We start from the raw sequence: 13,612 nt of genomic DNA on the forward strand, positions 1-13,612 counted from the left end.
CGCGTTGTTCGACCTGCCGCCGTACCGCGGCCGGTGGCCCGAGATCTGGATCGCCGCGCACGGTCCCCGCATGCTGCGCGCCGTCGGACGCTATGCCGACGGTTACTTTCCCGGGTTCCCGCACACCCCACAGGAGTATGCGCAGCGGCTGGAGGCCGTCCGTGCCGCGGCATCCGACGCCGGTCGTGACCCGATGGCGATCGTGCCCGCCCTGTGGATCATGGTGGTGACCGGCCGCAGCCGCGCCGACGTCGACGAGGCCCTGGACTCCGAGGTGATCAGGGCGGGTGCGATGAACGCCTCCGACGAGTTCTACGCCAGGCACGGCGCGCAGCACCCGCTCGGCGCGGGTTTCACCGGCGCGCAGGACCTGCTGCCGCAGGACATGGATGAACAGACTGCGCTGTCGTACATCAAGACGATTCCGAAGTCGGTGGTGCGCGGCTGCGTCCTGAATGGCACTCCCGACGAGGTGATCGAGCAGGCCGCCGTATGGCGCGACCACGGCGTTCGCTACCTGGTGGTGGCCAATGTGACTCCGTTGCAGCGCAGTCTCCGCAATGGGCTGGCTGCGATGCCTGCGTTCAGCAGGATTGTGCACAGGCTGAAGAAGCTCTGATGTCCTAATCTGTGGGGTCCGTGGCATAGACGCCACGGGCATGGTCGCCGACACTGAAGGCTGTGAAGCGGTCGGTGGTCATCGTGGGGTTCGGGGGCGTGCAGGCCCTCGACCTGGTGGGCCCCTTCGAGGTGTTCACCGGCGCCACGCTGTACCTGCTCAGCAGGGGCCGCCAGGACGACGGTTACGACGTCACCATCGCGTCGCTCGACGGCAAACCGGTCAGCACCGGCACCGGACTCGAGCTCGTCGCCAAGCCGCTGCCGGACCCCTGGCAACCCATCGACACCGTCGTCCTACCTGGCGGCACGGGCATCGACGCCGCGCGCCAGAATCCGGACGTCATGGCCTGGATCCGGGCGGCGGCCACCTCGTCACGCCGCATGGTCAGCGTGTGTACTGGAGCCTTCCTCGCCGCGCAGGCCGGGCTGCTCGACGGTTGTCCCGCCACCACGCACTGGGCGTTCGCCGCGCAGCTGGCGCGCGAGTTCCCCGCCGTCGACGTGGATCCCGAACCGATCTTCGTGCGCAGCTCGGCGTCGGTGTGGACGGCAGCGGGGGTGACCGCGGGCATCGACCTGGCCCTGTCGCTAGTCGAGGACGACTACGGCACCGATGCCGCGCAGACGGTGGCTCGCTGGCTGGTGCTCTACCTGCGTCGCCCCGGCGGCCAGACGCAGTTCGCGGCGCCGGTGTGGATGCCGCGGGCCAAACGGGCACCCATTCGCGACGTGCAGGAGGCCATCGAGTCCGAACCCGGTGGCGCGCACAGCGTCACCGACCTCGCCCGTCGCGCCGCCATGAGCCCAAGGAACTTCACCAGGGTGTTCACCGTCGAGGTCGGCGAGGCGCCAGGAGCCTACGTCGAGCGCGTCCGCACCGAGGCCGCGCGCAGGCAATTGGAGGAGACCGACGACACCGTCACCGTGATCGCCGCACGGTGCGGCTTCGGCACCGCGGAAACCATGCGGCGCAACTTCGTTCGGCGCGTCGGCGTTTCACCCGACCAGTACCGCAAAACTTCCGCGCACGCGAGGAGCAATTTTTCTACCGCTTGAGGAGAGAGAATCATGCAGATCGCCATCGTGCTCTACCCCGGCTTCACCGCGCTGGACTTCATCGGTCCCTACGAAGTGCTGCGCAACCTGCCGGACACCGAGGTCCGGTTCGTCTGGCACCAACCGGGCCCGATCACCGCCGACTCCGGTGTGCTCCTCGTCGGTGCCACCCACTCTTTCGACGAAACCCCTTCGCCCGACCTACTTCTCATCCCCGGTGGCATGACGACGTTCGAACACGCCCGCGACGAGAAGTTGCTCGCCTGGGTGCGACAGGCCCACCAGAGCGCGGCGTGGACCGCGTCGGTGTGCTCCGGGTCGGTGATCCTGGCCGCTGCTGGCCTACTCGAGGGCAAGCGCGCCACGTCGCACTGGATGGCGCTGACAACGCTGAAGGCGTTCGGGGTGACGACGGTGGGTGACGAACGGATCGTCCAAGCGGATGCGGACGGTCCGAACAGAATCGTCACGTGCGCCGGGGTCTCGGCAGGCATCGACCTCGGGCTGTGGTTGGCCGGCCAGATCGGCGGCGAGGCCAAGGCCAAGGCCATCCAGCTGGGCATCGAGTACGACCCGCAGCCGCCGTTCGACTCCGGCCACCTGTCGAAGGCCTCGGCGACTACCAAGGCCACCGCCGCCGCGCTGTTGTCGAAGGACGTGATGAAGCCCGCCCTTCTCAAGGCCGCCACGCTGCTGCTGTGGGAACAGGCCATCCGGAAGGCCCGCGGCCGCGGCAAGAAACGCCCCGCCCCCGCGATTTCGGCGCGCTAACAGTCGCTGGCCGAACAAGTCGCTGGCCGAACGGGAACGCGCCCAAATCGCGGCAGGAAGTAAGGTCGGCCGAGTGAATCTGGCCTATGACGACCGCGGCTCGGGGGAGCCCGTCCTGTTCATCGCCGGCCGCGGGGGAGCGGGCCGCACCTGGCGCCTGCATCAGGTACCGGCCTTCCAGCGGGCGGGCTATCGCGTCATCACGTTCGACAACCGCGGTGTCGGCGCCACCGAGAACGCCCAGGGCTTCACCACCGGGCAGATGGTCAGCGACACGGCGGCGCTGATCGAGAAGCTCGACGCCGGCCCCGTCCGCATCGTCTCGGTGTCGATGGGATCGTTCATCGCCCAGGAGCTGATGCTGGCCCGCCCTGACCTGGTGTCCGCGGCGGTCCTGATGGCCACCCGCGGCCGCGGGGACCGAACCCGCGACTTCTTCCGCGCCGCGGAGGACGAGTTCCTCGATGCAGGCATCGAGCTACCCGCGAAGTACGACGCCAAGGTGCGGCTGCTGGAGAGCTTCTCGCGGAAGACGCTCAACGACGATCAGGCCGTGCGCGACTGGATCGACATGTTCACCATGTGGCCGACCAAGTCGACGCCAGGGCTGCGCAGCCAGAACAGAATCGCACCGGAGGGCAACCGGTTGCCTGCTTACCGCAACATTACGGCGCCGGTGCTGGTGATCGGTTTCTCCGATGACACCGTGCTGCCGCCCCATCTGGCCCGCGAGGTCGCCGATGCCCTCCCGAACGGCCGCTACCTGCAGATACCCGATACCGGGCACCTCGGCTTCATCGAGCGTCCCGACCCCGTGAACGCCGCGGCGCTCGAATTCTTCGCCGCAGGCGTGTGACACCCTGATCTAGTGACGGATGTAGTGGCGGCCTCATGAACCCCTCGACGACGCAGGCCCGCGTCGTCGTCGACGAACTCATTCGCGGCGGCGTCCGCGACGTCGTGTTGTGCCCCGGATCGCGCAACGCCCCGCTGGCATTCGCGCTGCACGACGCCGACCGCGACGGACGGCTGCGGCTGCACGTCCGGATCGACGAGCGCACGGCCGGCTATCTGGCGATCGGGCTGGCCGTCGCGGCGGGGGCGCCGGTCTGCGTCGCCATGACGTCGGGGACCGCGGTGGCCAACCTCGGGCCCGCGGTCATCGAGGCCAACTACGCGCGCGTGCCGCTGATCGTGCTGAGCGCCAATCGGCCCTACGAACTGCTCGGCACCGGCGCCAACCAGACGATGGAACAGCTCGGCTACTTCGGTACCCAGATGCGGGCCACCATCAGCCTCGGTCTCGCCGAGGGGGCATCCGAACATTTGGACGCGCTCAACGCCCAATGGCGTTCGGCGACGTGTCGAGTCCTGGTGGCCGCCAAGGGTTCTCGCAGCGCGAACGCTGGACCGGTGCAGTTCGACATCCCGCTGCGCGAGCCGCTGGTGCCCGACGCCGGGTCCACCGGGGAGTACGCGCCTGCCGGAAGGCCCGACGGGAAGTCGTGGACCCACACCCCGCCGGTGACGTTCGACCAGCCGCTGGACATCGACCTGACGCCGGACACCGTCGTCATCGCCGGCCACGGCGCGGGTGTGCAGGAAAACCTCGCGCAGCTGCCCACCGTCGCCGAGCCGACCGCACCGCCCGCGGCCAACCCGCTGCATCCGTTGGCGTTGCCGTCGCTGCACCCGCAGCAGGTGATCATGCTCGGACGCCCGACGCTGCACCGACAGGTGTCCACGTTGCTCGCCGATTCGTCCGTGCCGGTGTTCGCGCTGACCACGGGGCCGCGCTGGCCCGACGTGTCCGGCAACTCGCAGGCCACCGGCACACGCGCCGTCACCTCGGGGACGCCCGATCCCGAGTGGCTGAAGCGGTGCAGCGTGGCGAACGCCAAGGCCGTCGAGACGGTCCGCGCCCAACTCGCCGCGCACCCCCTGACCACGGGGCTGCACGTCGCGGCCGCCATCGCCGACGGCTTGCGCGACGGCGACCAGGTGGTGCTCGGCGCGTCCAACCCGGTCCGCGACGCCGCGTTGGTCGACCTGATTCATCCGGGAGGCGTCGCCCCCAAGATCAAGGTGCGGTCCAATCGCGGCGTCGCAGGCATCGACGGCACGGTGTCGACGGCCATCGGCGCGGCGCTGGCCCATGACGCCACCGGGGGACGCACCATCGCGCTGATCGGCGACCTCACGTTCGTGCACGACAGTTCGGGCCTGCTGATCGGCCCGACGGAGCCGACCCCGAAGAACCTGACCATCGTGGTGTCCAACGACAACGGCGGCGGCATCTTCGAACTGCTCGAGCAGGGTGATCCCCGGTTCTCCGACGTGTCGTCACGGATCTTCGGCACCCCGCACGACGTCGACGTCGGCGCGCTGTGCCGCGCCTATCACGTCGAGAGTCGTCAGGTCGAGGCCGACGATCTCGCCGCCGCGCTGAGCGAATCATTCGACGGCATGCGGGTCTTGGAGGTGAAGGCCGACCGCTCGTCGCTGCGGGCGTTGCATGCGTCGATCAAGGCTGCGTTGTGATCGAGGAGATCAGAACGCGGTTGAAGGCGGTGCGCGCCACCGTGATTCCGCATTTTTACGGCGAGGCCGGCGAGACGCGGCCGCAGCGCATCATCCGCTGGACGCGCATCGGGCTCGTCATCGCGGCGTGCCTGGTGACCCTGTCCGCGATGCTCCTGGTGTTCGGCGCGTGGCGCAACGACCGTCAGATCGAACGTCACATGGGGGTGGCCGCCGCCGAGGTGCTCGATGCGGGCCCGCGGCGCTCGACCATCGAGTTCGTCACACCCGACCGCGTCACGTACCGGCCCGAACTCGGCGTGCTCTATCCATCCGAATTGGACACGGGCATGCGGATTTACGTCGAGTACGACAAGAACGACCCCGACGTGGTGCGGGTGCAGGACCGCAACGCCTCGCTGGCGATCATTCCCGCCGGGTCGATCGCGGTGATCGGCTGGCTGATCGCAGGGGCGGCATTGGTCGGCCTGGCCTACGTACAGCGGCGATTCGACCGTCAGGACGCCATCAGCGTGGAAAGCCAGTCGTTGTCGTAGATGTCGAGTTTCTCGTCCTTCTTGAGGTCGTAAACCGTTGGCGTTCCCGTGCTCACCTGGTCGATCTCGAACAGGAACTCGAAGTTGGTGTCGTTCATGTCCTTCGTGTCGACGCCGGACGCGCCGCTCGCGATCGCCTTGACCTGGGCGCTGGGGATGCCAGCCTTCTTCGCCATGTCGGCCATCTCGTCGTCCGAGGGTCCCCGCCCGCCGAGATCCTGATGCGCCCACAGGTCTTCGACGAACCGCTGGAATGCCCGCGCAGGCGTGCCGTCGGTGCCTTCGGCCCCACCGGGCGTCGCGGCGACGAACATCGCGTTGGCGACGTGCGCGGAGTGCCCGTCGGGCAGCTGGTCGAGGAAGGTCAGCGGGCGATACGTCACCGCGAGTTGCCCGATCCCGATGTAGTAGGCGAGCTGCCCACCGAAGTCGGCCTGCAGATCGGCGCAGTGGCTGCACTGCGGCTCGGTGTAGAGCTCCACCTGCACGGGTGCGTCATCGAGGCCGACGTGGATGCCGAACCCGTCCTTGGTGATGGTGGCCTGCCCTGGCTCGGGGCCGACCTGCGCGATGCCGGTGACTTGTTTGGTGCAACCGGTGGCGACGAGCATTAGGCTGATCAGGACCGCCAAAACCGTCCGCGAAACCCGCATCGGCGCCTCCTCGTTCATAGTGACCCTTCCAGTATGCGGGGACGACTCTTTGCGTGTCGTATCCCTGTACGCAACCTTTCGGACAGTCGATGGTGTCACTATTCTGTTGTGCGCGTTGCGATCGTCGCAGAAAGCTTCCTCCCGAATGTCAACGGCGTCACCAACTCGGTGCTTCGGGTGCTCGAGCACCTCCGTCGCACGGGCCACGAGGCGCTCGTCATCGCCCCCGACACGCCGCGTGGAGAAGAATCCGCGGATCGTGTGCACGATGGGATCCGCGTCCATCGGGTGCCGTCGCGGATGTTCCCGAAGGTCACCTCGTTGCCGCTGGGCGTGCCCCGGCCGCGGATGGTCGGCGTGCTGCGGGGATTCAGCCCGGATGTCGTACACCTGGCGTCGCCTGCGTTGCTCGGTTACGGCGGACTGCACGCCGCCCGGTTTCTCGGCGTGCCGACGGTAGCCGTATTCCAAACCGACGTCGCGGGTTTCGCCGAGAGCTACGGCGTCGGCATGATGTCACGGGCAGCGTGGGCGTGGACGCGTCATCTGCACTCGCGCGCCGACCGGACTCTCGCACCATCGACGTCGGCGATGGAAAACCTCGTCGCGCATGGCATCCCGCGGGTGCACCACTGGGGAAGGGGCGTCGACGTCACGGGCTACGTGCCTTCGGCACGCGACGACGCACTCCGCGCCCTGTGGTCACCCGACGGCAAGCCGATCGTCGGTTTCGTCGGCCGCCTAGCACCCGAGAAGCACGTCGAACGATTGGCCGGGCTGGCCGCCCGCGAGGACCTTCGGGTCGTGGTGGTCGGTGACGGCGTCGACCGCGACAAGCTCGAATCCCTCATGCCATCAGCCGTTTTCACCGGCGCTCTGTACGGCGCCGAACTCGCCACCGCGTACGCGAGCATGGACGTGTTCGTGCACCCCGGCGAGCACGAGACCTTCTGCCAGGCGGTACAGGAGGCCATGGCGTCGGGCGTGCCGGTCATCGCTCCCGATGCCGGCGGACCGCGTGACCTGGTCGCCCCGATGCACACCGGATTGCTCTTGCCGGTGAGCCAATTCGCGGCGCGACTGCCCCAGGCCGTCGACCACCTGATCGCCGAGCGGCCACGCTATTCGGTGGCCGCCCGTCGCAGCGTGCTGAACCGCACCTGGCCTGCGGTCTGCGATCAGCTGCTCGTCCACTACGACGCTGTCGTCGGCGAGGCCCGCCGCAAGGCCGCCTAAGCATTTCCCCGCGAGACGCAAAAGTCCCCGGCACGCCGCAATTTCGGGCACCTTTGCTGGAGCCGCTTGCGGACTGCTCGTGCGGAGTTAGCCCTGCGCCAGTTCGGCGACCGGCTGCCACTCTTCCCAGGTCTTGATCCGGTTCTCGTAGTCGGCCTTCGCGAGCTGGATCGGCAGCGTCCCGAAGAAGACCCGCAGCGGCGGCTTCTCGGCGTCGACGATCTTGAGCACCGCGGCGGCTGACGCGTGCGGGTCACCTGGCGTGGCGACGCGCTGGCTGCGGGCGCGTTCGGCCTGCTCGTGTGCCTCGGCGTAGGCGGGCAGCGGCGTGGCGCGCTTGGACGACGATCCCGCCCAGTCGGTGGAGAACCCGCCCGGCTCGATCAGCGTCACGTGGATGCCGAACGATGCGATCTCCTGCGACAGCGCCTGCGAGAAGCCCTCGAGCGCCCACTTCGAGGCGTGGTAGATGCCGACGTTCTGGAATGCGGTGATGCCGCCGATCGACGACACCTGAATGATGTGGCCGCTGCGCTGCTCACGCAGGTAGGGCAACGCGGCCTGCGTCACCCACAGCGCGCCGAACACGTTCGTCTCGATCTGGTCGCGGGCTTCGGCCTCCGACAGCTCCTCGATGAAGCCGAACTGCCCGTAGCCGGCGTTGTTGACCACGACGTCCAGCCGACCGAAGTGGTCGTGGGCCTGCTTGACGGCGGCGAAGTCGGCCTCGCGGTCGTTGACGTCGAGCTTGATCGCCAGCAGCGCGTCGCCGTACTTGGCCACCAGGTCGTCGAGGGTTGCGGTGTCCCGCGCCGTCGCCGCCACCTCGTCGCCCCGGTCCAGCGCTGCGATCGTCCACTCCCGGCCGAAGCCGCGCGACGCACCGGTGATGAACCAAACCTTCTTGTCAGTCATGGATGTCCTTTTCCTCGCTGGTCACAGGTGTTCAAGTGCACCGGCACGGTTCCCATTCCCGGATTGGGAATGTTCACAGGTAGCGTCGGCACCGTGAACCGGGCGACGCTGGCGAAGGACCCCCACGAAGTCGCGTCCATGTTCGACGGCGTCGCGCGGCGGTACGACCTCACCAACACCGTGCTGTCGCTCGGCCAGGATCGGTTCTGGCGACGCGCAACGCGCGCGGCGTTGCAGATCGGCCCCGGCGACACCGTGCTCGACCTGGCCGCAGGGACCGCGGTGTCGACGGTGGAGTTGGCCGCATCGGGCGCGTGGTGCGTGGCGTGTGACTTCTCGGTGGGAATGCTCGCGGCGGGCGCCAACCGGGACGTACCCAAGGTCGCAGGCGACGCGACCCGGCTGCCCTTCGCCGACGAGACGTTCGACGCCGTGACGATCAGCTTCGGACTGCGCAACGTCGTGGATCATCAGGCCGGGCTACGCGAGATGGCGCGGGTGACGCGACCCGGCGGCCGGCTGGTGGTGTGCGAGTTCTCCACGCCGACGAACGGGTTGTTCGCCACGGCGTACAAGGAGTACCTGATGAAGGCGCTGCCGCGGATGGCCACTGCAGTGTCGTCGAACCCGGACGCCTACGTGTATCTGGCCGAGTCTATCCGGGCGTGGCCCGAGCAACCCGAACTGGCGCAACAGATTTCGACTGCCGGATGGTCGGCGGTGCGCTGGCGCAATCTCAGCGGCGGCATCGTCGCACTGCACGCCGCGAGCAAGTCTTAGTAGGCGCGGGCGTCGACGTCGACGCTCAACCGCTCGGGCACCGATCCGGCCCGTTCGCACGCCGTCCGCACCAGGTCCGGTGAGTCGGCGGCGAAGACGCCGTAGAGCACCTCGTCGGTGGGTACCGCCACGGTCATCACCAGCCACACCGGGGACCCCTCGGCGGACATGCCCGCGATGGCCTTGTCGAGCTCGGCGACCATCGCGTCGATCAACTCCCGCGTCAGGTTCGGTCGATACCACTCCACCAGGAACCGGGTCGCGACGGGGACGGCCGTGCTCATCGCCCACACGCTAGTCGTCATTCCTTGGAATGAAATCGGGGTTTACCCTAAGACTGAGCCGACCTCAGCTTCTGGGCGAGCTGGGCGCGGGATCTTATTCCCAGCTTTCGGTAGATCTGCGTGAGGTTCGCTTCGACGGTCTTGAGGCTGACGAAGAGAGCGGCTGCGACGTCGCGGTTGGTCATGCCCGATGTTGCCAACTCGGCGATCCGCTGCTCGGTGGGGGTCAGGATCGAACTCCGCGACGGCCCTCCCTTCGTCCGGTCCAATTCCGCGCGGGCCCGATCGGCCCAGAGCGACGCGCCCATGCGTTCGAATTCGCTCAACGCCTCACCGAACGTCTGTGCGGCGACCTGCTTCAGCCGCTGTCGGCGTTGGAGTTGTCCGAGCAGGAGTTGCGTTCGGGCCCGTTCGAACGGCATTGGCAGCTGATCGTGCGCGGCCATTGCGTCGGTGACGGCGTCCATCGCCTTGTCGACCTCACCCCGAGCGGCGAACCACATGCTGCGGCACCGCGCACCCGTGGCCAGCAGCCACGCGCGGTCGAGCCGGCGCCCGTCGTTCTCGAGCTTCTCGATCAGGGCTACGGCTTCGTCGATGCGTCCGACGTTGACCATCGCCTCCACCGCGTCGGGGACGAACCACATAGTCATGATCTCGCTGGCGGAGAGTGCGCCGAACTGGTCGATGAGAGGCTGCAGAATCGCCAGGGCCTCCGCGTGCTTTGTCAGTGACACTTCGACGAAGCCAAGCGTCATCGTCGGCCACACCGCAAGTCGTGGTGTGCCACAACCGATCGCGGTTTCGACCGCGGCGTGGGCGTCGTTGCGGGCGTCGTCTACGCGTCCGGTGTAGGCGGCGACCGTCGCCCGGACGGTCAGCGCGGTCACCCAGATGTGGTCGCCGCCGATCTGTTCGGCCCGTTCCATGGTCTCCTCGGCGACCACCGTCGCTGCGGCGAAGTCGCCCCGCCACACGTTGATGAGCGTGCTTTGCGCGGCGACGGCCATCATGTCGCTTTCGGCGCCGCGCTCCAGGCACAGTCGGCGCAGGTCGATCGCCTCACGGTGCGCCTCGTCCAGTTTGCCCGTCCACGCCAGCATGAGCACGTTGATTGCGCTGGCGCGGAACTGGAACGGGACGTCGGCCTCACGATCCTCGAGTTCGAGCGCCCGCTGCAGGTTCTGTTCGTCGACGCCGTTGCCGCACAGGCAGTTCGCCAGCACCGACATCGTCAGCACCTGGCTGGTGAGCTCCGGCAGGGAGAGGTCGCGCGCCCGTTGCACCGCCTCACCGACGTGCCGGACCGACTCCTCGAACATGCCGGAGTGGACGTACGCGAACGACAGCAGCAACAGGCTCCGGACGATCAGGGCGTGATCGCCTTCGGCGTCGACGAGGGCGCGGTTGAGCAGTTCGATGGCCTCGATGAAGCTGTCGTCGTAAATCCGCATGGCCGCAAGCAGATTCAGGGCACTGGCACGCAGAGGTCCGCTCGCCAGTTGGTCGATCGTCGGCCTCAGCAACCCGTAGGCGCGCTTGGTGTCGCCGGCGCGGAAGTGGTCTTCGGCGGCCCGGATTTGGCGCCACGGTTGGTCGCCGCCGAGGTTGATTGCCAGGTCGACGAGTTCGGCGGCCGCCGCGGGCGCGCCGCGGGCCCGTGCCGCGTCGGCGGCGGCGTCCAGCGCGTGCAGTGTCGCGGGGTCGGCACTGGAGGCCGCCAGCGCCAGGTGGCGAGCCCGCAGCTCGGGCTGCTCGACGAGGTCCGCCAGGGTGCGGTGCATCTGTCGGCGGCGAGCGGGACCGGCCACGCTATAGGCACCCCGCGCCAGCAGCGGGTGAGTGAACCGGACCCGGTTGCCGTCGATCTGCACGATGCCGTTGCTCTCGGGCACCTCGAGGAGTTCGACGACGCGGTCAGTGGTCTTCTCGGTGACCTCTGCGAGCAGGTCGACGGTCGGGGCACCGACGCTGGCGGCGGCGAGCAGAACCATCTGGGTCTCGGCGCCGAGCCGGTCGAGTCGTGAGCGCACCAGTTCGGACAATGAGCCCGGCAGATCGCCATCGGCGCTCGGAGTCTGGCCGTCCATGGCGCGGGCCAGTTCGAGAGCGTAGAACGGATTGCCGCCGGACAGCTCGCCGATCCGGACGATCGTGGGTCGGGAGAAGGCACGGCCGAGGCGGCCGACGATCACCCTGCGCAATCCGCCAAGGCTGAGCGGGCTCACCCGGACGCGCTCCACGCCGTCGAGCCTGTTCAGCTGCAACCAGGCGGCTCCGTAACCCGTCTCCGGTTCGGTGCGTTCGGTGACCAGAACTCCAATTCGGCCCTTGAGCCGCCGGGCGCCGAATGCGAGGACCGCCTGACTCGACGAGTCCAGCCATTGCAGGTCGTCGATCGCCACGATCACGGGCGTATCGGCCGAGAGCCGGTCGACGAGGGTCAGGAACGCCGACGCGACCACGCGTTCGTCGGTGGCGGGGCCGGTGCCGTCCTCCCGCAACAGCACACGGTCGAGGGCGACCCGCTGTAGATGAGGCAGACCGGCGAGGACCGCGGGCTCGATACCGACCAGCAGGTCGGCCAGCACGGCGTACGCGAGGCCCGACTCAGCCTGTCCGGCGCGTGCCGAGAGCACGCGAAAGCCGCGCTCGTGCGCCTCTTCCAGAGCCCCAAGCCACAACGTCGTCTTACCGATGCCCGCCTCGCCTTCGATGACGAGCACCGACGGGTGCGACTCGCTGGCCCGCAGGAACTCGGCTACGGCGCGCGATTCGTCCGACCGGCTCACCACACCCCGCAACATTCCCCATTCCTGCTGGTAGCAAACGGCTGCCCAGTTGTGGCAATCGTCAACTGCGTAATCATGGCTCACTATCATGGCTCACTCCACCTGGTCTTGCTGGAGGTCGGGCGACGTGGTCAGGGTTTCGCAAACCTAGGGTTTCCCCCGATTGCCCGGCGCTCATCCAATCATTAACGTTGGCGTCAGTTAGCGCAGCAAGGGCGCCGCGTGCAAACGATCGGGAACGCACTCGGGGGACTGTGGGTACACGTCGGGTACCGAACCAGCCGCCGGTCGCTGCCGAGCAGGCGTCCGTTGAGGGGTGGACGTCAGCTGAAGGGCTTCCTGCGGTCGATGCGGCGTGAACCCGCCCCGGCGCGGCGCCAGACCCGCGCAACCCAGTCGGCGTCCTCGTCGGTGACGAGGTTGCCCATCACCCGGACCGCGATGCCCATGAGGAAGTCCGAGCGCATCGCGACCGGTCCGGTCGTCGGCAGGAACCGGGGGATGGTGAGCAGCAGCGCCAGTCGGCGGGCCACGGAGAATCCGGGGCCGTAGTGGCGCCGCAGCTCGGCCGGCCACACCTGCGACAGGTCGCCAGTGCCGAGCAACTCCGCGGCGAGGCGCCCGGTCTCGAGTCCGTAGTCGATGCCCTCGCCGTTGAGTGGGTTGACGCACGCCGCGGCGTCGCCGATCAGCACCCAGTTCGGCCCGGCCACACCCGACACCGCGCCGCCCATCGGCAACAGCGCCGACAGCCCCGCGCGCGGCTCACCGCGGAATCCCCACTCGTCGCGGTGCAGCCCGGCGTAGTAGGACATCAGCGGGCGCAGCGCGGCGTGGGCGGGACGTTTCGCCGTCGCGAGGGCGCCGACGCCGATGTTCACCTCGCCGTTGCCGAGGGGGAAGATCCATCCATAGCCGGGGAGCACGTGGCCGTCGGGCGAGCGCAGTTCCAGGTGTGACGTGATCCACGGTTCACTGCTGCGTGGGGTGGCGATGTAGCCGCGGATCGCCACGCCGTACACCGTCTCCTGATGCCACGTCCGGCCCAGCGCGCGCCCCAGCGTGGACCGGGCGCCGTCGGCGACGATGAGGTCCGTGCAGCCGATCTCCGCCCCGTCGTCCAGCGTTATCGAGGTCACCCGGCCAGACGAATCATGGTGTACGCCAACCGCTTTGACGCCAAGCAGCATCTTCGCGCCGTCGTCGGCGGCGACCGATCGGATTCGGTCGTCGAGCTCGGTGCGGGGCACCGCGCTGCTCGTCGAAGGGAACGACGGACCCGGCCAGCCGATCTCGACGTCGGCGCCGAAACCCGACATCCGCAACCCGTGGTGGCGGATCCGGCCGTCCAGCCATGGGCCAAGGCCGAGGAGCTCGAGTTCGGCGACCGCGCGAGGGGTCAATCCGTCACCGCAGGCCTTGTCGCG

General features: G+C 68.4%; 13 protein-coding genes. 8 read left to right on the forward strand and 5 right to left on the reverse strand.

Features of this window, described 5'->3' with window-relative positions:
- From QOC69_RS25790 to QOC69_RS25815, 6 genes are all read left to right on the forward strand, one after another.
- Positions 1-619, forward strand: a 619-nt coding sequence (locus QOC69_RS25790) for an LLM class flavin-dependent oxidoreductase (protein WP_526444998.1), incomplete at its 5' end; no start/stop codon positions are given.
- 62 nt (positions 620-681) lie between these two features.
- A complete protein-coding gene (locus tag QOC69_RS25795; protein WP_526445000.1) occupies positions 682-1,677 on the forward strand; it encodes a GlxA family transcriptional regulator in 996 nt (331 codons plus the stop codon).
- Positions 1,678-1,686: 9 nt separating this feature from the next.
- Entirely contained in the window at positions 1,687-2,448 is a 762-nt protein-coding gene (locus tag QOC69_RS25800; RefSeq protein WP_526445020.1) for a DJ-1/PfpI family protein, read from the forward strand.
- A gap of 73 nt (positions 2,449-2,521) precedes the next feature.
- Complete coding sequence (locus QOC69_RS25805) at positions 2,522-3,304, forward strand: alpha/beta fold hydrolase (protein WP_526445002.1); 783 nt, start codon at positions 2,522-2,524, stop codon at positions 3,302-3,304.
- A 35-nt stretch (positions 3,305-3,339) separates the two neighbouring features.
- A complete protein-coding gene (menD, locus tag QOC69_RS25810; RefSeq protein WP_526445004.1) occupies positions 3,340-4,989 on the forward strand; it encodes a 2-succinyl-5-enolpyruvyl-6-hydroxy-3-cyclohexene-1-carboxylic-acid synthase in 1,650 nt (549 codons plus the stop codon).
- Positions 4,989-5,525 carry a DUF3592 domain-containing protein gene (locus QOC69_RS25815; RefSeq protein WP_526445022.1) on the forward strand — a complete coding sequence of 179 codons (537 nt, stop codon included), beginning with the start codon at positions 4,989-4,991 and terminating at the stop codon, positions 5,523-5,525. Before menD ends, QOC69_RS25815 begins: the two co-directional genes overlap by 1 nt.
- Here QOC69_RS25815 and QOC69_RS25820 read toward each other — a convergent pair.
- Positions 5,486-6,178, reverse strand: a complete 693-nt coding sequence (locus tag QOC69_RS25820; protein WP_526445006.1) for a DsbA family protein — start codon at positions 6,176-6,178, stop codon at positions 5,486-5,488. The two genes, QOC69_RS25815 and QOC69_RS25820, sit on opposite strands and share 40 nt — an antisense overlap.
- Before the next feature lie 108 nt (positions 6,179-6,286).
- On the opposite strand from QOC69_RS25820, the gene QOC69_RS25825 reads away from it, so the two are divergent.
- Entirely contained in the window at positions 6,287-7,414 is a 1,128-nt protein-coding gene (locus QOC69_RS25825; RefSeq protein ID WP_526445008.1) for a glycosyltransferase family 4 protein, read from the forward strand.
- 87 nt (positions 7,415-7,501) lie between these two features.
- On the opposite strand, the gene QOC69_RS25830 is transcribed toward QOC69_RS25825, so the two are convergent.
- Positions 7,502-8,329 (reverse strand): SDR family oxidoreductase, encoded by an 828-nt coding sequence (locus tag QOC69_RS25830; RefSeq protein WP_526445010.1) that lies wholly within the window; start codon positions 8,327-8,329, stop codon positions 7,502-7,504.
- 93 nt (positions 8,330-8,422) lie between these two features.
- Between QOC69_RS25830 and QOC69_RS25835 the strand changes: the two genes are divergently transcribed.
- Positions 8,423-9,109, forward strand: a complete 687-nt coding sequence (locus QOC69_RS25835) for a demethylmenaquinone methyltransferase (protein WP_526445012.1) — start codon at positions 8,423-8,425, stop codon at positions 9,107-9,109.
- Here the strand turns inward: QOC69_RS25835 and QOC69_RS25840 are convergent.
- From QOC69_RS25840 to menJ, 3 genes are all read right to left on the reverse strand, one after another.
- Positions 9,106-9,393 (reverse strand): hypothetical protein, encoded by a 288-nt coding sequence (locus tag QOC69_RS25840; protein WP_526445014.1) that lies wholly within the window; start codon positions 9,391-9,393, stop codon positions 9,106-9,108. The genes QOC69_RS25835 and QOC69_RS25840 overlap by 4 nt on opposite strands.
- Positions 9,394-9,440: 47 nt before the next feature.
- Positions 9,441-12,200, reverse strand: coding sequence for a helix-turn-helix transcriptional regulator (locus QOC69_RS25845; protein WP_526445016.1), 2,760 nt, complete (start codon positions 12,198-12,200; stop codon positions 9,441-9,443).
- Between the two features lie 308 nt (positions 12,201-12,508).
- Positions 12,509-13,612 (reverse strand): menaquinone reductase MenJ (gene menJ, locus QOC69_RS25850; protein ID WP_526445018.1); only part of this gene is annotated, 1,104 nt, incomplete at its 5' end.

It is taken from the genome of Mycobacterium sp. (genome assembly GCF_032162105.1).
In the GTDB taxonomy this organism is placed as follows: domain Bacteria; phylum Actinomycetota; class Actinomycetes; order Mycobacteriales; family Mycobacteriaceae; genus Mycobacterium.

Bases quoted from the DNA above. Each gene is read 5' to 3' on its own strand.
- menD (WP_526445004.1), top strand. From the start codon at position 3,340: ATGAACCCCTCGACGACGCAGGCCCGCGTCGTCGTCGACGAACTCATT.
- QOC69_RS25820 (WP_526445006.1), bottom strand. From the start codon at position 6,178: ATGCGGGTTTCGCGGACGGTTTTGGCGGTCCTGATCAGCCTAATGCTC.
- QOC69_RS25830 (WP_526445010.1), bottom strand. From the start codon at position 8,329: ATGACTGACAAGAAGGTTTGGTTCATCACCGGTGCGTCGCGCGGCTTC.
- QOC69_RS25840 (WP_526445014.1), bottom strand. From the start codon at position 9,393: ATGAGCACGGCCGTCCCCGTCGCGACCCGGTTCCTGGTGGAGTGGTAT.
- QOC69_RS25845 (WP_526445016.1), bottom strand. From the start codon at position 12,200: ATGTTGCGGGGTGTGGTGAGCCGGTCGGACGAATCGCGCGCCGTAGCC.